This is a genomic window from Macrococcoides bohemicum, from assembly GCF_003259675.1.
GTDB lineage: Bacteria > Bacillota > Bacilli > Staphylococcales > Staphylococcaceae > Macrococcoides > Macrococcoides bohemicum.
Map to the genome: position 1 here is coordinate 108,095 of NZ_PZJG01000004.1, position 20,228 is coordinate 128,322.

The 20,228-nt window shown below is 36.6% G+C and carries 21 protein-coding genes; 2 read left to right on the forward strand and 19 right to left on the reverse strand.

Annotation, left to right across the window (positions count from 1 at the left end; translation table 11 throughout):
• Positions 1-8: 8 nt before the first annotated feature.
• From purN to purE, 9 genes are read right to left on the reverse strand one after another with little or no spacing between them, the layout of a single operon-like run.
• Entirely contained in the window at positions 9-575 is a 567-nt protein-coding gene (purN, locus tag BHX94_RS08140) for a phosphoribosylglycinamide formyltransferase (protein ID WP_111745738.1), read from the reverse strand.
• A 1-nt stretch (position 576) separates the two neighbouring features.
• A complete protein-coding gene (purM, locus tag BHX94_RS08145; RefSeq protein ID WP_111745739.1) occupies positions 577-1,608 on the reverse strand; it encodes a phosphoribosylformylglycinamidine cyclo-ligase in 1,032 nt (343 codons plus the stop codon).
• Between the two features lie 2 nt (positions 1,609-1,610).
• The gene (purF, locus tag BHX94_RS08150) at positions 1,611-3,029 is read right to left on the reverse strand and encodes an amidophosphoribosyltransferase (protein ID WP_111745741.1); all 1,419 of its coding nucleotides are present in this window, start codon (positions 3,027-3,029) and stop codon (positions 1,611-1,613) included.
• Positions 3,008-5,188 carry a phosphoribosylformylglycinamidine synthase subunit PurL gene (purL, locus tag BHX94_RS08155; protein WP_111745743.1) on the reverse strand — a complete coding sequence of 727 codons (2,181 nt, stop codon included), beginning with the start codon at positions 5,186-5,188 and terminating at the stop codon, positions 3,008-3,010. The genes purF and purL overlap by 22 nt, the downstream gene beginning before the upstream one ends.
• 2 nt (positions 5,189-5,190) lie before the next feature.
• Positions 5,191-5,853 carry a phosphoribosylformylglycinamidine synthase subunit PurQ gene (gene purQ, locus BHX94_RS08160; protein WP_111745745.1) on the reverse strand — a complete coding sequence of 221 codons (663 nt, stop codon included), beginning with the start codon at positions 5,851-5,853 and terminating at the stop codon, positions 5,191-5,193.
• Positions 5,853-6,113 carry a phosphoribosylformylglycinamidine synthase subunit PurS gene (gene purS / locus BHX94_RS08165; protein ID WP_099580658.1) on the reverse strand — a complete coding sequence of 87 codons (261 nt, stop codon included), beginning with the start codon at positions 6,111-6,113 and terminating at the stop codon, positions 5,853-5,855. The genes purQ and purS overlap by 1 nt, the downstream gene beginning before the upstream one ends.
• Before the next feature lie 2 nt (positions 6,114-6,115).
• Positions 6,116-6,817 carry a phosphoribosylaminoimidazolesuccinocarboxamide synthase gene (gene purC / locus BHX94_RS08170; protein WP_111745747.1) on the reverse strand — a complete coding sequence of 234 codons (702 nt, stop codon included), beginning with the start codon at positions 6,815-6,817 and terminating at the stop codon, positions 6,116-6,118.
• Complete coding sequence (gene purK / locus BHX94_RS08175) at positions 6,814-7,932, reverse strand: 5-(carboxyamino)imidazole ribonucleotide synthase (RefSeq protein WP_111745749.1); 1,119 nt, start codon at positions 7,930-7,932, stop codon at positions 6,814-6,816. The genes purC and purK overlap by 4 nt, the downstream gene beginning before the upstream one ends.
• Positions 7,919-8,401, reverse strand: a complete 483-nt coding sequence (gene purE / locus BHX94_RS08180) for a 5-(carboxyamino)imidazole ribonucleotide mutase (RefSeq protein WP_111745751.1) — start codon at positions 8,399-8,401, stop codon at positions 7,919-7,921. Before purE ends, purK begins: the two co-directional genes overlap by 14 nt.
• Positions 8,402-8,605: 204 nt before the next feature.
• Between purE and folD the strand changes: the two genes are divergently transcribed.
• On the forward strand, positions 8,606-9,454 hold the full coding sequence (gene folD / locus BHX94_RS08185) for a bifunctional methylenetetrahydrofolate dehydrogenase/methenyltetrahydrofolate cyclohydrolase FolD (protein ID WP_111745753.1): 849 nt from the start codon (positions 8,606-8,608) through the stop codon (positions 9,452-9,454).
• A gap of 215 nt (positions 9,455-9,669) precedes the next feature.
• On the opposite strand, the gene BHX94_RS08190 is transcribed toward folD, so the two are convergent.
• On the reverse strand, positions 9,670-10,812 hold the full coding sequence (locus BHX94_RS08190; RefSeq protein WP_111745755.1) for a globin domain-containing protein: 1,143 nt from the start codon (positions 10,810-10,812) through the stop codon (positions 9,670-9,672).
• A gap of 142 nt (positions 10,813-10,954) precedes the next feature.
• Between BHX94_RS08190 and BHX94_RS08195 the strand changes: the two genes are divergently transcribed.
• A complete protein-coding gene (locus BHX94_RS08195; protein WP_111745757.1) occupies positions 10,955-11,371 on the forward strand; it encodes an RrF2 family transcriptional regulator in 417 nt (138 codons plus the stop codon).
• Between the two features lie 9 nt (positions 11,372-11,380).
• Here BHX94_RS08195 and BHX94_RS08200 read toward each other — a convergent pair whose 3' ends face one another.
• The 9 genes from BHX94_RS08200 to BHX94_RS08240 all read right to left on the reverse strand — a co-directional run bounded on the left by BHX94_RS08200 (position 11,381) and on the right by BHX94_RS08240 (position 20,217).
• Entirely contained in the window at positions 11,381-12,412 is a 1,032-nt protein-coding gene (locus BHX94_RS08200) for an acyltransferase family protein (RefSeq protein WP_111745759.1), read from the reverse strand.
• A gap of 1 nt (position 12,413) precedes the next feature.
• The gene (icaB, locus tag BHX94_RS08205; RefSeq protein ID WP_111745761.1) at positions 12,414-13,229 is read right to left on the reverse strand and encodes an intercellular adhesin biosynthesis polysaccharide N-deacetylase; all 816 of its coding nucleotides are present in this window, start codon (positions 13,227-13,229) and stop codon (positions 12,414-12,416) included.
• Positions 13,213-13,527: an intracellular adhesion protein IcaD gene (icaD, locus tag BHX94_RS08210; RefSeq protein ID WP_111745763.1), complete on the reverse strand. Its 315-nt coding sequence runs from the start codon at positions 13,525-13,527 to the stop codon at positions 13,213-13,215. Before icaD ends, icaB begins: the two co-directional genes overlap by 17 nt.
• Complete coding sequence (pgaC, locus tag BHX94_RS08215) at positions 13,491-14,735, reverse strand: poly-beta-1,6-N-acetyl-D-glucosamine synthase (protein ID WP_111745765.1); 1,245 nt, start codon at positions 14,733-14,735, stop codon at positions 13,491-13,493. The genes icaD and pgaC overlap by 37 nt, the downstream gene beginning before the upstream one ends.
• Positions 14,736-15,008: 273 nt before the next feature.
• The gene (locus BHX94_RS08220; RefSeq protein ID WP_111745767.1) at positions 15,009-15,635 is read right to left on the reverse strand and encodes a sugar transferase; all 627 of its coding nucleotides are present in this window, start codon (positions 15,633-15,635) and stop codon (positions 15,009-15,011) included.
• Positions 15,610-16,551, reverse strand: a complete 942-nt coding sequence (locus BHX94_RS08225; protein ID WP_111745769.1) for a hypothetical protein — start codon at positions 16,549-16,551, stop codon at positions 15,610-15,612. The genes BHX94_RS08220 and BHX94_RS08225 overlap by 26 nt, the downstream gene beginning before the upstream one ends.
• 9 nt (positions 16,552-16,560) lie before the next feature.
• A complete protein-coding gene (locus BHX94_RS08230) occupies positions 16,561-17,748 on the reverse strand; it encodes a glycosyltransferase family 4 protein (protein WP_111745771.1) in 1,188 nt (395 codons plus the stop codon).
• A 15-nt stretch (positions 17,749-17,763) separates the two neighbouring features.
• Positions 17,764-19,023, reverse strand: coding sequence for a nucleotide sugar dehydrogenase (locus BHX94_RS08235; protein ID WP_111745773.1), 1,260 nt, complete (start codon positions 19,021-19,023; stop codon positions 17,764-17,766).
• A 9-nt stretch (positions 19,024-19,032) separates the two neighbouring features.
• Positions 19,033-20,217, reverse strand: a complete 1,185-nt coding sequence (locus tag BHX94_RS08240; RefSeq protein WP_111745775.1) for an O-antigen ligase family protein — start codon at positions 20,215-20,217, stop codon at positions 19,033-19,035.
• Positions 20,218-20,228 lie beyond the last annotated feature (11 nt).

Sequence of the window (20,228 nt, forward strand, 5' to 3'; positions counted from 1 at the left end):
TCGACTCCTTATTGAATCAATTTTTTTATTACTCTTGGGTACAATTCATATTCAAGATTTTGTACGCGCAACTGTAAAGTAGCTTCTGTATCGTCTTCGTAAATTGGACAACTCATTTGATCTATAATCTTGCCGGTATCCATCCCCATATCAACATAGTGCACTGTTGCGCCCGTCACTTTAACACCATATTGCAAAGCTTGTCCAACTGCGTTCTTGCCTGGGAAGCTAGGTAAAAGTGAAGGATGAATATTGAGTATTTTACCTTCATAAACATCCAGCAAAGTTTCCCCAACAAGTTTCATATATCCAGCAAGAATTATCCACTCTACATTATCTTTTTTAAGTTGTTCTAAAATAGCTTTTTCGTACGCAATTTTATTGTTGTAATGTGCGCGTTCAAAGATTTGAATAGGTGTTCTAAATCTTCTTGCGCGTTCTATAGCAAAAGCTTCTCTTTTGTCAGTATATAGTCCAACGACTTCAATATCTGTTAAATAGTCAGCCTGAATATTTTCCATAATCTTTTCATAATTAGAACCATTACCGGATGCAAAAATTGCAACTTTCTTCATGTTAAACCCCCGTGATTTCTATCTCTTTATCACCTGAGACAACTTTACCAATCGTATAAATTTCTTCATTGCATTGAGATTGAATAATTGATTGAATTTTTTCAACTTCACTTTCATTCACGATAAAGATGAAACCAATCCCCATATTAAAAATATTATACATTTCTAAAGCATCGATTTTACCTTTTTCCTGTAATAAATCAAAGATCGGTAATTTAGGTACTGCAGCAACATTAATTTCGGGATAAACCCCTTCAGGAAATACACGTGGAATATTCTCGATAAATCCTCCACCAGTAACATGACACATACCATTTACTTTTGCATTTTCTAAAACAGCTTTAGCTGCTTTGACATAAATTCGCGTCGGTTCCAATACTGTGTCTAGAAGGGTTTTACCTTCAGCAAACTCAGCATTTAAATCTAAATGATTATCTTTAATAATTTTTCTTACTAAACTATAACCATTGGAATGAATGCCGCTTGATGCTAATCCTAAAATAACATCACCATCAGCAATTTTTGAACCATCGATGTATTCAGCTTTCTCTACAGCACCAACTGCAAATCCAGCAATATCATAATCTCCAGTGTGATACATATCACCCATTTCAGCAGTTTCACCACCGATTAATGCACATTCACTTTGTACACACCCTTCAGCTACACCTTTAACAATTTGTTCAACGATGACTGGGTCAACTTTATTTAATGCCAGATAGTCTAAGAAATATAGCGGCATTGCACCTGTCGTTAAAATATCATTAACACACATTGCCACAGCGTCAATACCAATGGTATCGTGCTTGTCAGCATCAATTGCTAAACGTAATTTCGTTCCGACTCCATCAGTACCTGAAACAAGTACAGGTTGCTTCATGTTTAACTGTGAAAGATCGAATGCTGCACCGAAGCTACCTAATCCACCAAGTACCTCTTTACGCATCGTTCTATCTACGTGTTTCTTCATTCTTTCTACCGCTTCATACCCAGCGTGAATATCTACACCAGATTCTTTATAACTTTCAGCCATGGTTAGACTCCCTTCTTCTTTTTCTCTTTGTCTTCAGGTAATAAGTGATCAACAATTTCAATCGGATAGTTTCCAGTAAAACAAGCGTTACATTCACCTTTTGAATCAAATTGACTAAACACTTCGTGCATACCTTCAACAGATAAATATGTTAATGAGTCTACTTCTAAAATATCTTTAATTTCTTCTACACTTTTATCAGATGCAATGAGTTCGGCATGTGTTGATACATCAATACCGTAATAGCAAGGATGGATAAGTGGCGGAGAAGAAATTGCCATATGTACTTCTTTAGCTCCCGCATTTTTTAAAGTCTTAACAATAAACTTACTTGTTGTCCCACGTACGATAGAATCATCGATGACAACAACACGCTTCCCCTCAATGACGTCTCTAACTGGTGAATGTTTCATGCGTACAGCACGTTCACGTAGTGTTTGGTTAGGTGCGATAAATGTACGACCCACATAACGATTCTTAATTAATCCTTGTTCATTCGGAATACCAGATTCAATAGAGAATCCTTTTGCTGCTTGTAAAGAGGAATCTGGAACACCGATAACGATATCAGCCTCTATATTCATTTCTTTCGCAAGTTGTTTCCCTAAAGCTTTACGGACTTCATAGATAGAGTGTTTTCTGAATTCAGAATCAGGACGGGCAAAATAAACATATTCCATTGAACACATATGGGATTCAGTGTTCGTTGTATAAGTATCTTCTACTAAACCGTCATGAGAAAATACAAGTACTTCACCTGGCTCTATATCACGAATGTATTCAGCACCAATTGCTGTAAATGCACATGTTTCACTTGCAACACAATAAGCCCCGTCCACTTTTCCTAACATTAACGGACGTACACCATTACTGTCACGGGCCACAAACATTTGCTCCGGATGTAAAACTAGAAATGCAAATGCACCTTTAATTTGATTTAGTGCAGCTTTAAAATTAGCTAATTTATTATTTGATTTTGCCTTTAATAGTAGATGCCCTAATACTTCCGAGTCACTTGATGTCTGGAAGATTGCACCTTCAGATTCCAGCGCTAATTTTATTTGTTCTGCGTTGGTTAAGTTACCATTGTGTGCTAAACCGATATCACCTTTAGAATGTTTAAAGATAAACGGCTGCACATTTGACAGTTCAGATGCTCCTGTTGTTGCATATCGAACATGTCCAATCGCATGATTAAAATCACTTAATGAACTTAGTTTAACTTGACTGATCGCCTCTGGTAATAAACCCATACCACGTGCACCGTAAATATTCGACTCGTCAGAACATACAATACCAGCACCTTCCTGCCCACGGTGCTGTAATGAATGTAGTGCCATATACGTGAGGTCAGCGGCATTTGGGTGACCCCAAATACCGAAAACGCCACATTCTTCATTTAGGCCTCTGATGTCATACATGTTTCGATTGCCCCTTTCCAAGACTGACTGATTGTTTCAACACTTTCAGTAATTTCGCCTTGGCTTGTTTTTAATGTAAATGTATCTCCACCAAATGTTCCAATTTCAACCGCATTCTCAGGAACAAAACCTTCTTTTGCGATTAAAATATAATTGCCTTGTGTTTCTGCAAATACTGCTGCGTTTGATGCATCCACTTGAGCATCAATTCCTGTATTAAAATAAGCAGTGATTTGCGCTAATTTAATCGCTAATCCACCTTTACCTACTGCTTGTACGTGTGATAATTTACCTTCAGTAATCGCTTTACGAATAGTTTCTCCACGTTCTACTTCTTCTGTCAAATTAATATTTGACGTTACGTGAGATACTTCATTGAATAATAATTTTTCAATCTGTGATCCACCGAAATCTGGTTTAATATCTCCAACTAAGTAAATTCTCTCACCTGCTTGTGGTTTGAAATCATTTAAATAATTAACATCTTCAATTAATCCAACCATACCTACAACTGGTGTCGGGAAGATCGCATCACCTTTTGTTTCATTATATAAAGATACGTTACCTGATACTACTGGCGTATTAAGTGCAGCACATGCTTCGGCCATACCTTTAGTAGAATCAGCTAATTGCTGATAAATTTCAGGCTTTTCTGGATTACCATAGTTTAAGCAATCTGTCATCGCAAGTGGTAAACTACCAACTGCAATTAAGTTACGGTAGCTTTCCGCTACTACCATTTTTCCACCTTCATATGGATTATTAAAGACATATCGTGCTTCACCGTCAATTGTTGAAGCAATTGCTTTTTTTGTGCCTTCCACACGCGTCACACCAGCTGATAAACCTGGTTTAATAATCGTATTTGCACCAACTTGTTGATCATACTGTGAATATGCCCATGTTTTAGATGCAATTGTTGGATGATTTAAAAGGCGCGTAAAAACGTCTTTTGCATCAATGTTGTCATAGTTATGATCAACATCCGCAAATTCAGCTGCTTTACCTTCTAATACGTAAACAGGTGCTTCATCGCTTAACGGTTGAACAGGAATGTCAGCAAAGACTTCTCCTTCATATGTTAAAACGAAGCGATCTGTGTCTGTTACTTCTCCGATTACTGCTGCATCTAATTCGTGGTGTTCAAATAATTTCAAGAATTTTTGTTCAGTGCCTTTTTCAACAACTAGTAACATACGTTCCTGCGTTTCAGATAACATCATTTCATATGGAGAGATGCCCGCTTCACGCGTTGGTACCTTCTCTAAATGTAAGTGAATACCGGACTCACCTTTCGCAGCCATTTCTGAACTTGAAGAAGTAAGACCAGCAGCACCCATATCCTGGATACCAACTAATTCTGGATAAGTAATCGCTTCAAGTGTTGCTTCCATTAACTTTTTACCTACAAACGGGTCACCAATTTGTACGGATGGACGTTTCGCTTCACTTTCTTCACTTAACTCTTCAGAAGCGAATGTCGCGCCGTGAATACCGTCACGACCTGTTTTTAAACCAACATAAATTACAGGGTTGCCAGTACCTTTAGCTGTCCCTTTCTGAATTTTATCGTGGTCAATAATACCTACGCACATTGCGTTAACAAGTGGATTTCCATCATATCTTGAATCAAATTCAATTTCACCAGCTACCGTTGGAATACCGATACAATTACCGTATCCACCGATACCTGCAACAACGCCAGAGAATAAGCGTTTATTTTGTTTTTCAGTTAATTCACCAAAACGTAATGCATTTAATAATTGAATTGGACGTGCGCCAATTGATACGATATCACGTACAATACCTCCAACACCTGTTGCAGCACCTTGATAAGGTTCTATTGCAGATGGATGGTTATGAGATTCAACTTTAAATACAACTGCCTGGTTGTCACCGATATCAACAACACCCGCACCTTCTCCAGGACCCATTAACACACGTTCTCCGGTTACAGGAAATTGCTTTAAGAAAGGTTTAGAATGTTTATATGAACAGTGTTCACTCCACATTACAGAGAAAATTCCGATTTCAGTGTAGTTTGGCTTACGCCCTAATATTTCTACTACTTTATCGTATTCTGTATCAGTTAGACCCATTTCTGCATATAACTTATGCTCTTTAATCTCGTTTTCATTTGGCTCTAAAAATTTAACCATCCTTATTTCCCCCAACTTTCTAAAATTGATTGGAATAACTTCACACCATCATCAGAACCAAGTAATGATTCCATTGCACGTTCCGGGTGAGGCATCATACCACATACGTTACCTTCTTTATTCACGATGCCTGCAATATCTTCAACTGAACCATTTGGATTGTTTTTATAAGTTAAAATGATCTGATTGTTATCTTGTAATTCTTTTAATGTTTCAGGTGAGCAGTAATAATTACCTTCACCGTGTGCGATAGGATAGATGACTGTTTCGTCTTTATCATATTGATGCGTAAATTTCGTCTCATTATTAACAATTGTCAATGGTTCATTTTGACAAATAAATTTATGACTCGTATTATGCATTAATGCACCAGGTAATAAACCAATTTCAGTTAATATTTGAAATCCATTACAAACACCTAATACAGGACGACCTTCTTCAGCTAAACGCTTAACCTCAGGAACGATTGGTGCAACGCGAGCCATCGCGCCACAACGTAGATAATCTCCAAATGAAAATCCACCAGGAATTAGTACACCGTCGAATCCTTCTAATGAAGTTTTTCTATAATCTACATACTCCGCTTCAAAACCTGTGTTAAGAGCTGCATTGAACATATCTCTATCACAGTTAGAACCAGGAAATTCAATAACAGCAAATTTCATTATTTTGTCTCCTCATCTTCAATAATTTTGTAGCTGTACTCCTCGATAACTGTGTTTGCAAACAATTTTTCACTTAATGTATTTACAACATTCGCTACTGCTTGCTCACTTGCTTCGTCAACCGTCATATATAATACTTTTCCAACGCGAATATCATCAACTTGCTTATATCCTAAATCGTGTACCGCGCGCGTTAAAGCTTGTCCTTGCGTATCTAATACCTGTGGTTGTAAAGTGATATGTAATTCAATTTTAGTCATGATTATAATGCCTCCAGTTTATTATAAAATTTAGTATATGTTTCAATTAGTGAGCCTGTATCATTGCGGTAAACATCTTTATCGAAGTTCTCATTTGTTTCTTTATCCCAAATACGACAAGTATCCGGTGAAATTTCATCAGCTAAAAGAATTTTCCCTTCGCTGTCCTTACCAAATTCAATTTTAAAATCAATAAGTTTTAAATTCATTTCATCCATTATCTTAATTAATGTTTCATTTACGATTAATGCCTGACGTTTTAATTCAGCGATATCTTCGTCATTTGCAAGACCTAATAACTTAACATGGTCATCTGAGATAAATGGATCATTCAGTGCATCTTCTTTGTAATAGAATTCAACAAGTGGTTTTTTAAATGCCTGTCCATTTTCAAAGCCTAGTCTTTTTACAATTGATCCTGCAGCAAAATTTCTTACAACAACTTCTAATGGAATAATCGTTACTTTCTTCACGCGTTGCTCAGTGTCACTAGTACGTTCAATAAAATGACTGTCAACGCCATCTTGTGCTAATCTTTCAAAGAAATAACTCGTAATTAAATTATTTAAACGTCCTTTTCCTTCCATCTTATCTTTCTTTGCACCATTACCAGCTGTTACCTCATCTTTATATTCAATACGATAAATATTATTATCATCAGTATTGAATACACGCTTCGCTTTACCTTCATAAACTAATGTCATGACATCATCTCCTCATATATAGGATAAAATGTATCCTCTTTATCGTCTAACAAAAGGGTAATATGTCCCATTTTACGATTTTCTTTTCTCACTTCTTTGCCATACACATGAACATGCCATTCCGGATGATCATTGAAATAAAGCTCCATAGCATCTAAATCTTGTCCTAATAAGTTATACATCACAGCTTTTTCGTGTAGTCTGATTTGTTTAGGTAATGCATAGCCAATTACTGATAAGATATGTGTATCAAACTGTGAATAATCACACGCTTCTATAGAATAATGACCTGAATTATGAGGTCTTGGCGCAATTTCGTTAACGTATAATTCACCAGTCTTATCAATAAAGAATTCAACAGTAAACGTACCGACAAAGTGAATTTTAGAGATAATTTTTTCAACTTCTGCAACCGCTGCATCTTTATAAGCATGTTCCTTTTCAACCGTTGTCTTAAAAAGAATTTGGTTACGATGAATATTTTCCTGTAAAGGGAAATAAACAATTTCTCCTTGTATGTTACGCGATGCAGTGATAGAAATCTCTCTATCAAGTTCGATCATTTTTTCAGCAACAAGTACTGCATCTTCTACCATTTTATATGCTTCATCCAGCTCAGCATCACTTTTCAATACAAGCTGACCTTTACCATCATATCCACCAAAAATTGTTTTTAATACAATCGGATAGTCAAGATCTGCTATCGCATTATCAAGAGAAGCTTTAGAATCCACTTTATAGTATGGTACGACTTTAGCACCGCTTGATGCGATTGCTTCTTTTTCAGAAAGACGATTTTGCAAAATACCAACAGTTTCATATCCTTGGGGAACATTGTTTTCGCTGCATATTTCTTTTAATGTTGCTGCATTGATATTTTCAAATTCATATGTGATTACATCACTAACGCTGCTTAACGCTTTCAAACCTTCTAAATCATTGTAGGGTGATTCAATAAATTTATGTGCAACAAATCTTGCTGGACATTTTGGGTCTGGATCTAAAATATTCACTTTAAATCCCATTCTCTGAGCGGACTGTGCCATCATCTTTCCAAGCTGTCCACCACCAATGATTCCAATCGATTGACCAATTTTAAATTTATTTAAGGTCATGCTGCATCCCCTCCACTTTCTTGACTAAAGATGCTTCGTAATCATCCAGCTGCGCTTCTAAAGCAGCATCCTTCAAACTGAGCATTCGTGCTGCAAGAATACCGGCGTTCTTCGCACCAGCTTTACCGATAGCAGTCGTAGCTACCGGAATCCCACCAGGCATCTGTACAATTGATAATAAGGAATCCATTCCCTTCAAAGCCTTCGATTCAATCGGCACACCGATCACCGGAAGCGTCGTCATCGAAGCGACCATTCCCGGCAAATGCGCCGCACCACCAGCACCCGCGATAATAATCTCAATACCTTTACTGCGTGCAGACTTCGCAAAATCAACCATCGCGAGCGGTGTACGATGCGCAGATACAACACTTGCCTCATAGTCGATGCCGAAAGCTTCAAGCATTGTCACCGCTTCTTTCATCGTCTCCCAGTCAGAAGAAGAACCCATTATTACTGCTACTGTCACAACTATCACCCTTTATAATTATTTGAAAATCGACTTCATTTATGTGTATATTACATATATAGCATAACAATGACACATACATTTTTCAATGCAAAAAACGAACGATTATGTATTTTTTTCTTTAAAATTATTTTTTCGTTCGTATTTTCTGGTTGTTTATTGCTATAATAATATTAAACGTTCGAATAAATGGAGGGAACTGGAATGTCAGCAAAAGTATTAGACGGAAAGAAAATTGCAGCGGATTATCGTGCGAAACTTGCACAGGAAGTCGAACAGTTAAAGGCACAAGGGGTTACGCCAAATTTAACGGTTATTCTTGTAGGAAATGACGGTGCAAGCCAGAGCTATGTGAACAATAAGAAGAAATCTGCTGAGAAGATCGGTATGAGCTCAAGTATCATCCATCTTGATGAAAGTACGACTGAAGCGGCATTATTAGAAGAAATCGACAAGTTGAACAACGATGACAATGTACATGGCATCCTTGTTCAAGTCCCACTACCGAAACAAATCGATGAAACGAAAGTGCTAGAGAAGATTGCACCGGAAAAAGACGTTGATGGATTCAATCCAATCAACATCGGCCGACTCTATGCAGGTGTTGAAACATATATCCCATGTACGCCACTGGGCATCATGGAAATCTTAAAGCATGCAGATATCGATTTAGAAGGAAAAGATGTCGCAGTCATCGGAAGAAGTCATATCGTAGGACAACCCGTCGCAAAACTATTAACAGATGCGAATGCAACAGTAACATTACTACACTCTCGCAGTAAAGACATGGACGCAGTATTAAAACGCTCTGATGTTATCGTATCTGCTGTCGGTAAACCAGGATTAGTGACGAAGGATGTCGTGAAACAAGGTGCAGTGATCGTAGACGTAGGAAACACAGTCGTTGACGGAAAGTTAACAGGAGACGTTGTATATGATGAAGTTGCTGAAGTCGCAGGCGCAATTACACCGGTGCCAGGTGGCGTTGGACCACTGACAATTACAATGGTATTAAATAATACATTACTCGCAGCGAAACGTGCTGAGAAGTAAATAGATGAGACACTCAACTGCAGTTGGGTGTCTTTTTTGTAAAATCCCGACTTTATTGAACTTTATCCGGCCAATATTCAGGATGCTATTATTTTGGTACATTTTTATACGCGTCTCATCAATGGGGGTAGCAATGATAGTAACAATCCAACACAAAATACATAAAAAAATAAAGCACAGTTAGCGCTGTGCTTCAATTATTCTTACCATACCTATTATACTGTAATACTCATCTTCGGACCAAACGGCTCGAAGTGGACGCGGCTTCGATCAATGCCCATATCACTGAAGATCTCAAGCATGCCTTCCATAAATCCTACAGAACCACACATATAGATTTCTTCGTTACCGTTCATAATTTTAGATAACTTCTCTTTCGTTAAGCGACCTTCACTTTCCGAATAGTTAAAGAAGAACGCTACGTTACGATTATTATGGAACTTCGTAATCTCATCTTTAAATGGAACAGCATCACGGTTATATGCTGAATGGATAAATTTAATACTGCGTTTATCCACCTCATCCTCTAACATACTCATGAGCGGCGTCATACCTACGCCCCCACTTATAAATACGAGGTCCTCATTATCAGTCTCAACTAAGAACTCGCCCGCCGGTGCAGATAATAGAAGCTCATCTCCTGCTTGAACATGATCATGTAAATAGTTAGAAACCATCCCTCTCTCTTCACCAGCAACGTCACGCTTAACCGCAAACTTAAGTCCACGAGATGTATCAACAGAACAGATTGAATAATGACGTAATGCATCATTTGTTTCATCTTCAGGATGCACCTTCACTGTGATATACTGACCCGATTTAACAGGTTTCAATTGAATCGCATCACTCTGCACCGTGAATGACTTAATTTCAGGAGACTCCTCCTTAACCGCTACAACCTTGAACGGTACAAATCCTTGCCAGTCCGCTTCATCATACAGTGCTGCCTCCATCTGAATAAATACATTAGCAATCACTCCATATGTCTTTGTCCAGGCTTCCACAATCTCAGGCGTCGCCGCATCACCTAATACATGCTGAATCGCCCAGATTAAATTCTCACCCACAATCGGATAATGTTCCGGTTTAATCTCTAACGCTCTATGTTTATGTGCGATTTGGTTGACATTCGGAACAATCGCCTCCAGATGATCAATATGCTTAGCCGCAGCGATAATCGTCTGCGCTAATGCCGTCTGCTGACGCCCTAACTTCTGGTTCGTCTTATTGAAGACATTGAGTAACTCAGGATGCGCTTCAAACATATGCTGATAGAATGCTGAAGTGATCTCCGTACCATGCTCCTCCAGTACCGGAATCGTCGCTTTGACGATATGCTTAGTTTCTTCTGTTAACACATTAACTCCCCCTATTTAAAGATACATTATAAATACATCTTTAATATACACTTCATCCACACAAATTACAATCATTTATATAATATATGAACAAAAAATTCACAGTCTAATGCTATAATATGGATGATAAGGAGAGATGACCATGAAATTAACACTTTACTCAGATTACTCATTACGTGTCCTGATGTATATCGCACGTCAGGAGCACCGGGTTCAGATAGATGAAATTGCGAAGTTTTACGGGATTTCTAAGAATCACCTGACGAAGGTAGTAAATAACCTCGCGACGCTCGGTTATATTGAAACGACGCGCGGACGCGGCGGCGGAATTCGCATCAAGATGACACCAGAAGAGATTAATATCGGTGCTTTAATCAGAAAGACTGAGGAGCATTTCAACTTAGTCGAATGTTTTGATCGTGAGACGAACACATGTCCGATTGCAGGGATATGTGGTCTGCAAGGTGTACTCGGTGAAGCGCTAGGCGCCTATCTTTCGGTACTGGATGGCTATACACTTAATGATATACTGCATAACAAAAGGACTCAAAATGTTTGAGTCCTTTTGTTATCTATAAGGTTGTGTCCCCATTACATACTTGAAGATGTTAAAGGTTCTCAGCAGACTACCGACACCGATGCATGCGCCGAACGTCAGCAGTACAGAGAACAGCATGAACAGCAGCGTGCTCCCTTCAAAGCGTTCTGTGTATGCATACACATACTGCAGTATGACCGGATGGAACAGGTAGATAAAGAACGAATACGTACTGATGAGCGTCACAGCTTCCAGCAGCATCCCCTGAACCTTGATACTGAAATGGATGATGCAGTAGAATGCACTCATACAATACAGCATGATATACTCGTTATTGCTCGTCACATCAGTAAAGCTATGGTCTCCTGTCATCACGAACAGGATAAACGCAAGCACAGTGATACCGATAAAGAATAATCCGTAATCTTCAAAGTAAGCTTTCAATCGCTCATAATGACTGCCAAGATATGAACCTACGAAATAATAGCCGATCCAGCCGAACAGCACCGTATTTCCTTCAAAGAAATACGAATTATCGATCCAGTCGCCCACCATAGCATTATGATGATAGACATACAGATAGACGATATTGATGAGGATGGCGATAACGACTGCAGTACGCGATGAAAGCAGCTTCGGCCACAGTTTCGTGATCAATACATTAAGGATGAAGAACTTCAGGATGATTAAAATAAAGTAGCCGTACCACTGTCCTTTTAGTACGTTCTCGACAAACTGCGTGATAAACGGTTTACGCAGATATATAGCCTCACTATAGCTGTAGAAGGCCCCCATCACGATATACGGGATGAAGACATATTGCAGACGGCGTCTTAAGTAGTTGTTTGGTATGCCTTGCAGGTTCAAGGTGAAGATGAGCTGCGTGAGCATCAGAAACCCCGGCGTTCCGAAGATGAGCAGCATCCTGATCCAGTACAGTGTCTCAAGCTGTGCTGCATTGTTACTATGGGCATTCGTGTACTCAGTCAGTACATGTGTGATAACGATTAACACGCACAGAATCACCCTTACATAGTTCAGTTCCAGTCTATATTTTTTCATATCAATTAAAACCTTTCCAGTTTTTTACGACTTTCTCAAATGAATCTCTGCTCACCAGGATACGTGGCAGCGTGTAATTATAATCATCGACGTGAATCGGCGTCTCCTTCAGCACATAGGCATGACGGATTGCCGAGTGCTCCAGCGTATCGATCACTTCATCGTCATACTGCCCGTATGGATAGGCAAGAGAAGTGGCCTTCTTGTTAAAGTGCTGATCGAGATACTTGACGCTCCTGTCGATATCCGCACCGGCCTCGCTAGAGTGCTTCACTAGGTCTGAGGTCGAACGCTTCAAGTTATGCAGATCATGTGTATGTGAATTGAACTGCCATATGCCGGATGCTTCCATCTCCTTAAGCGCCTTCAGATCGATCAACTTAAGGTTATGGAACGAGTCATCCCCTACATGACCCGTAATCACGAAACCCGTCGCCGGAATGCCACGTTCCTTGAGGATTGAATGTGCCAGTTTTAGCGCTGACTGATCCATATCGTCGAAGTTCACCCATACACAGCGCTCAGGAAACTTACCATGCTTCTTGCCCTGAATCAACGTCTCTTCTGTAACAAAAGTCGCGTCATGTGCAACCAGCCAGTCCATCTGTGCCTCAAACTCACTATCCTTAATCGAATAGAAGTTCAGTTCTTTATTCGAAGTGAGCAGCCTGATGGTATTCGTAAACAGATTATCTTTAATCAGTCGATGATAGTTGAGCGCAAGACACTGCTTAGACACATCATTACTCTTTGCCTCTACCGGCTGTCCATTCAGCAATAGCAAAGCAATTAGCAACAGACTAATCCATCGTTTCATAACGGCGCTTCCTCCATTTCGTCAGACTGAACGTACTCAGCAGATAGACGGTGACGACACCAACCGCTGCCAGAAGACCCATCATCGTATGGTCCAGCGCACGCTTCTCCAGGTTAAAGATATTTCTGAAGAACAGAGCCACTTCAAAATCCTGCAATGAGAACAAAGCAAACAGGATGAACACCGATATCAGACAATATAACCATAACGTGCCTGAGAGTATATAGAGCACACACTCATTGAAGAAGTTCAATGTAGACTTTACTGTTGGATGTTTCCTCTGTCCGGACTTGACCATGTCGCAAACTCCCCTTTCTTACGGCGCAGTGCTTTAGGAAAGGCAAACACTGCAACACACGCATTAATCAACCAGTAGAAGGTCGGATACCAGCATAAGAAGAACAGATAGAAGAAGTTCTTGCGCTCATATCTGCTATCTATCACAAGTGACACCGTAAACTGAATGATGTTCACCGTCGTCAGAATGATAGAACCAATGATCAGCAAATTCACATTGTAAGCATAGAAGTAATAATCCAGAACGTCGATGTTGATGATAGTAAAAGCCAGCAAGAATAATACTGAGTAGACCCAGATGATAGAAATAAGCTGTTCCAGGTATAATAACCATAACGGCAGGTTCGGTTGCTTCAGCATCGATTTAAACTCTCTCAAGACAACCTCGTGTCCCCCTTGAGCCCATCTCAAACGCTGTTTCCATATGCCGGTGAACGTCTCAGGAACGAGCATCCAGCACAACGCACGAGGTTCATAGCGGATCTCAAAATGGTTCAAATGGAATTTCCAGGACACTGCAATATCTTCTGTGATCATATCATCATCCCAGTACCCTACCGCTTCAAGGGCTGACTTTCTGAACAGCGTGAACACACCTGAAATCGTATTGACATAGCCATTCAACGTCTGTGCACGCTTGATACTCCCGATGATACTTGCATATTCAACTGTCTGGATCTTACCTAGGATAGACGACTTGTTTCTGATGCGCGGATTGCCAGTCACAGCACCGAGATTTGGCGCATGTCTAAAGTTGTCTATCATGAAGTAAGGCGCGGCATCGTCAATAATCGTATCTGCATCGATACCCATGACGAAATCATACTGCGCATGTTTCACTGCTGTATTCAGCGCATTCGCCTTACCTCTGTTCTGTTGTAAATCGATGAATCTGAAGTCGTAATGATCTTTGAGCGCGTTAATTTTCTCTGCTGTATTATCGCTACTCCCATCATTTATCAAGATAATCTCTTTCTTCGGATAAGAGAGCTTTAGCACGTTGACCAACGTCTCCTCTAATGTATCCGCCTCGTTGTAACAAGGAATAAGAAAGGAAATCCCTTCATACTCATCCCTCTCTGGTAGCGTTTGCTTCAGTCTTCGCTCTATGAGTAAGAAATAGAGCACTGCACCGATAATCCATACTAAGGACATCAGTACAGGATAGACGATCAGAAACCCACCAAAGAAGTTAGCTAAACCTTTCATACCTTCACTTCCTTTTATAAATATAGTGTCATACTTTATTATTATGATTTAAATGAAAATATATAACAAAAGTACACAACATAGCTTACCACAATATTCTTTAATCACACTCTAATCAAACTCTAGAGTGTAAAAAAGACCCTATTTTCTATGAGAATGAAGTATTAGAAGAACAAAAAGAGCAGCAACAAAATTATTACAATCTTGAATATATAACGCAAAAAAATCACCCCTGATATATATATCGAGGGGTGACATAACTTAAGTTATATATTATGCAGAACCTTTACCAGCAATTACTTGCCAGAAAGTAAGCCATATAATCTTCAAATCTAACATTAAACTTTGATTTTCTAAATAGTATAGATCATATTTAATCTTGTCTCCATGGTTCATATCACTTCGTCCATTTACCTGAGCCCAACCAGTGATACCTGGTTTGACATTCAACCGTTGTCTTTGATTATCATCATACTGTTCAGTAATTTCTATTATTTCAGGACGTGGCCCGACAATACTCATCTCACCTTTTAACACATTATAAAACTGTGGAAGTTCATCCAGCGAATATTTTCTTATGATTTTTCCGAAATTCGTTATGTTAGGATTCGAATCTGAGGTTGTTTTAAATACGAAATCATCAGGAACATGACCATTCCAAGCTTTGTACGGATTTTCTTTTTTCACAGAATTATTATTCACTTTCATAGAACGCAATTTATAGATATCAAAAGGTTCATCATTTAAACCACTTCTTTTTTGTTTAAAAAATACTGGTCCATTATCTTCTTTTTTTATTTTATAAGCAGCATATACAATAACAGGAGCTATAACTCCTAAAGCAGCAGCACTTGCAGTGATGTCCAATGCACGCTTAATGACTTTCCCAAATATATTCATTAATTTTATGTATCCTTTCTATTTCCGTGTCGGATAAACTATCTCTTCTTTTCACTCCGCCAAAACCATCAGCCAAACCAATTACTGTTTTTGGATTTGAAATATTATCAACGATAACATCATTCTCTTTGCCAATGATGCCGCCACCAACAAGAATAATCCCTTCAACTTCTTTCCTTCCGATGCAATTAAGAAATGGATTATTAGTAAGAGACTTAATATGACTTTCTAATATTACATCGCCCATTCTTACATCAACTCTTCTAATATCTAAACCTTGTTCATTGCCTTTAGCAATAAAATCTTTAGAAAAGTTTCCTATCCCACCATCTAGGCAAAGTGCATCATTATCAAGATAACTTAAATAAGTTGAGTCAATTGCTTCATTTGCAGAAACAAATGATACAAAACAATTCAATTTAACTTGTTGATTATATATATGTACTTTATTTTGATTAAAAGTCATTTGATCAACAATGTTCTTTATGTTAACAACCTTTTCCTTATCTCTGCCCAATAAATAGATATTTGCATTTCTTTCCGCAAATCGAATAGCTAGTTTAGTAGCGATATTTCCGGTACCATATATTCCTACATTTATATTTGTCAATGTATTATCAAAATAATTCAACACGGAGAGATCTGCGGCTTCAAGCGTGATATCATTCGGTTTATAAGGAATACATTTAATTTCTTTTATTGCTTTTGCAATATCAAATAATGAAATACCTTGTTTCGTTTCACAGTCAATGACGAATAAGATATCCTCATCATTATTTTCTAAAAGGAAAGTAATTAATACATCTTTATGAGTTATCAATACATTTCTACAATAAGTATTAAAAATATATTTTTTAGGTAATTCTAAGAATTCTGTATTGTGTTTCGAAGTTGTACTTATAAAAATATAGTTCATAATAACTCCTTATTTAGATGTGATATCTTTAAAATCATTTAACAATATTTGGATGAACTTATCCTTACCAAAATTATCGTTATAATACTCTATACCTTTAATACCAGACTTCTTAAGTTCGTCATATTTATTAACAAATTGGTTAATATTTTCAGCTAATTTTATTTCATCTTCAGCCGGTGAAACAATACCAGCTTTTGATTCTTTAATAACATCAGCAGCCTCACCATTTATTGACCCTATAATAAATTTTCCACTTTTTAAATATGATTGAACTTTCGCAGGAAGTGTATAAGATATGACTTCATCATTTTTCATCGTAACGAGTAGCGCATCACTATTTTCCATGACAGATTTCATCTGTTCTACGGGCTTTCTACCATGGAATTTAATCTTACCAATAACATTTAGTTCATTTGCAAGTTTTTCTAGAGATTCTTTTTTCGATCCATCACCAACAATATGAAGAACTACTTTCTCATCTACATTTTTCATTGCTTTGATAGCAACTTCTAAACCTTGCATTTCCCCAATATTACCTGTAAATGAAATATTAATTTTATTCTTTGGAAAATTTATATCAGTATCAGCATAATCTGAGTTCTCATCTACTGCGTATTGAGGATTGTATACGAAATCACCTTGAATTTTAAGCGTTTGTTTAAAATACTTTTCAAAAGACTTACTTGAAATCTCAATTCTATCAATTGCTTTATAAATCTTCTTACTAATTAATTTGATAATGTTATATATAATCGAATTTTTCTTAATTCCTCCTGATACTAGGCTTTCCGGCCATAAATCAAGACAATATAAAATTATAGGTCTATTTATTCGTTTTTTTAATACTATTGCAGGAATTGCCATGAATACAGGCGATAATTGATATACAAATATCTCATCATAACTATCTTCTAATTTTCTAGCATAGTTTGAAGCTTTCATAGCATATGAAAGATAATTAAGAAAAAGGTTTTTTGTACCTTTCTTTCTCGGTCTTATAGGTAATCTAACGATTTTCACTCCGTCTACTTCACTGTTTCCAGCTTTATATCCAGATATTAATTCACCTTTAGGATAATTCGGTAGACCAGTAACAACTGTAACCTCATGTCCTAGTTCTACTAAACGCTTCATTTTATCATGAATAAGAAATGGTTCTGGTTCGTAATACTGTGAAAATACAATAATATTCAAATGATCAAGTCCTTATTATAATATTTCTTTTAATTGATATAAATTCCCCATGTTAAAGTATTGATAGTTACTATGTGTTGAAACAATATTTTTAGTATCGATAATAATATTATGATTCATTAGTTCAGCTACATTGTCTAAATCTTTAAATTCATTATGATCAGATAAAACCAATATTAAAGAACTACTTTCAACAGCTTTTTCTATATCTTCTTCCACAAAAGACTTTTTCACATGTGGGTCATGCGCTACGATATCAATATTAAACTCTTTTTGAAGCATATGATAAATATCCATCGCTGGTGATTCACGAATATCGTCTACATTCCCTTTGTAAGTTAAACCGAACACAGATATTTTCTTTGCATCTGTTTTTTCAACAACAGTTCTAACTTTATCAACTACAAATTCAGGCATACTATTATTAATACTTCTTGAATTTTGGATTAATGGACTATTTTCTGGAGACTTCGCAATGATAAAGTATGGATCAACAGCTAAACAATGCCCACCTACCCCTGGTCCAGGGAAATGTAAGTTCACGCGAGGATGCTTGTTCGCCATCTCTATCACTTCTAAAGCGTTAATATCTAAATTAAAACAAATCTTTGCTAATTCATTTGCTAAAGCAATGTTTGTATCGCGATACGTATTTTCCATTAATTTAGACATCTCAGCAGTCTTAGCATTTGTTTCGATCATTTCTCCTTGTACAAAAACGCCATATACTTCTTTAGCTTTTTTTGTACAAGCTGGGGTAATACCACCAATGATTCTATTGTTATGAATCAATTCATGCATAATTTGTCCTGGTAATACACGTTCAGGACAATGTACTAAGAATAAGTCTTCACCAATTGTAAATCCCTTTTCTTCAAAGAAAGGTTTAACATGATCATCCATTGTTCTTGGGGCAATCGTTGATTCTACAATTACTACATTTCCTTTTTCAACATAAGGAAGGATGCTCTCACAAGCTGACATAACATAGCCAATATCACAAGACTTGTACTGATCATCGTTATTTGGTGTTGGAACAGCAATTATAAAGCAATCGGCCTTTTCAGGCTTTAAAGATGCTTTAAAATTACCAGCTTCGATAACTTCTTTTAGTGCTTCATCTAGAAATGGTTCTTCTAAATGTAAAACTCCATTGTTTAAAGATTTTACTGCATCTTCATTTATGTCTACGCCTGTAACGTTAACACCATGTTTTGCAAACATAATAGAAGTTGGTAATCCAATATAGCCTAAGCCAATAGTTGTTAATTTCATTTTATTCTCCTATACACTTTTATTATAGAGTCTTCCATTTTTTAATCTACTTATAAAGTAAAAAATAAAAAACCAGAATTCAGATACAATTAAAAAATTAGTACTAAACATAAGTAACAATAGCGGATAAACGCATATATATAATACTAATTTGTCGGGATATTCATCACTATAATTTACATATATCTTAAATACAAAATATATCATAAATAAAATAAAAATAAATCCAAGTAAAAATCCACCAATTAGTAATATTTCTAAAAACAAATTATGAGGAACACTATAAGTTAACTGATAATAATTGAAAAAACCATAACCTAGTAACGGACTATTTGATATTGCATCAATATCCATTTCATAAACAATATTTCTTCCTGATGCACCTTCATCTAAATTTATACCATCTGACGTAATGTATGCAAAAATTCTGTTGTCCTTATCAAGAATAGCAGAAAGTTGATAAAATAAAAAACACATTACTAAAGTAAATATACCAGTAAAGAGCTTGTAAATGAATTTAATATTTCTATTTTTAAAAATATTTAATAAAGTGATAAGAACATAAACAATTAAAACTAATGTCCCACCTCTACCTGCTCCAATAAAAATAACAGGTAGTAATATTAGATTCATAATAATATAGATTACATTTCTTTTATAAGAATCAGAAATAATGAAATACAAACCTAACCCTATGGTAAATGCGGTAATGTATGTTATGTTTTGATAATTCATTAATCCAAGATTTATTGGTTTCTCAAGTTTTGATAGTAAATAAGGAATTAATATCGTTAGAGTTATGAGTAAACTATTAAAAAAATATAACTTTTTTATCAATTTTTCAAATTCTTTTCTATCAATATCTGAAAAATAGATTCCAGCAATAGCTGCAGGAACAGACCAAACAAAAAAAAGATAGAAATTTATTTTTACTATATCAGTATTATTGAAGTCAGAAATTACAAAACTAATTATCAATAATAATGAAAATAATAATAGATATATAAAAGTTCTTTTCAGCTTAAAATATTTTAACGTCAATATTATAAAACAAATGTAATTTAATATCGCAAAAACAATACAAAATGGATAATAAATAAATAATATATCTTGATTAAAATTTTGAAGTACAAAAGCTGAACATAATATAAAAATATTTAGTGTAAAAATTGAAATAAATAAAATATGTTTCATTTTTTCATCTT

Excerpts from the sequence above, each read along its gene's own strand:
- purN (WP_111745738.1), bottom strand. The coding sequence starts at position 575 with ATGAAGAAAGTTGCAATTTTTGCATCCGGTAATGGTTCTAATTATGAA.
- purM (WP_111745739.1), bottom strand. The coding sequence starts at position 1,608 with ATGGCTGAAAGTTATAAAGAATCTGGTGTAGATATTCACGCTGGGTAT.
- purF (WP_111745741.1), bottom strand. The coding sequence starts at position 3,029 with ATGTATGACATCAGAGGCCTAAATGAAGAATGTGGCGTTTTCGGTATT.
- purL (WP_111745743.1), bottom strand. The coding sequence starts at position 5,188 with ATGGTTAAATTTTTAGAGCCAAATGAAAACGAGATTAAAGAGCATAAG.
- purQ (WP_111745745.1), bottom strand. The coding sequence starts at position 5,853 with ATGAAATTTGCTGTTATTGAATTTCCTGGTTCTAACTGTGATAGAGAT.
- purS (WP_099580658.1), bottom strand. The coding sequence starts at position 6,113 with ATGACTAAAATTGAATTACATATCACTTTACAACCACAGGTATTAGAT.
- purC (WP_111745747.1), bottom strand. The coding sequence starts at position 6,817 with ATGACATTAGTTTATGAAGGTAAAGCGAAGCGTGTATTCAATACTGAT.
- purK (WP_111745749.1), bottom strand. The coding sequence starts at position 7,932 with ATGACCTTAAATAAATTTAAAATTGGTCAATCGATTGGAATCATTGGT.
- folD (WP_111745753.1), top strand. The coding sequence starts at position 8,606 with ATGTCAGCAAAAGTATTAGACGGAAAGAAAATTGCAGCGGATTATCGT.
- BHX94_RS08195 (WP_111745757.1), top strand. The coding sequence starts at position 10,955 with ATGAAATTAACACTTTACTCAGATTACTCATTACGTGTCCTGATGTAT.
- BHX94_RS08200 (WP_111745759.1), bottom strand. The coding sequence starts at position 12,412 with ATGAAAAAATATAGACTGGAACTGAACTATGTAAGGGTGATTCTGTGC.
- icaB (WP_111745761.1), bottom strand. The coding sequence starts at position 13,229 with ATGAAACGATGGATTAGTCTGTTGCTAATTGCTTTGCTATTGCTGAAT.
- icaD (WP_111745763.1), bottom strand. The coding sequence starts at position 13,527 with ATGGTCAAGTCCGGACAGAGGAAACATCCAACAGTAAAGTCTACATTG.
- pgaC (WP_111745765.1), bottom strand. The coding sequence starts at position 14,735 with ATGAAAGGTTTAGCTAACTTCTTTGGTGGGTTTCTGATCGTCTATCCT.
- BHX94_RS08220 (WP_111745767.1), bottom strand. The coding sequence starts at position 15,635 with ATGAATATATTTGGGAAAGTCATTAAGCGTGCATTGGACATCACTGCA.
- BHX94_RS08225 (WP_111745769.1), bottom strand. The coding sequence starts at position 16,551 with ATGAACTATATTTTTATAAGTACAACTTCGAAACACAATACAGAATTC.
- BHX94_RS08235 (WP_111745773.1), bottom strand. The coding sequence starts at position 19,023 with ATGAAATTAACAACTATTGGCTTAGGCTATATTGGATTACCAACTTCT.
- BHX94_RS08240 (WP_111745775.1), bottom strand. The coding sequence starts at position 20,217 with ATGAAACATATTTTATTTATTTCAATTTTTACACTAAATATTTTTATA.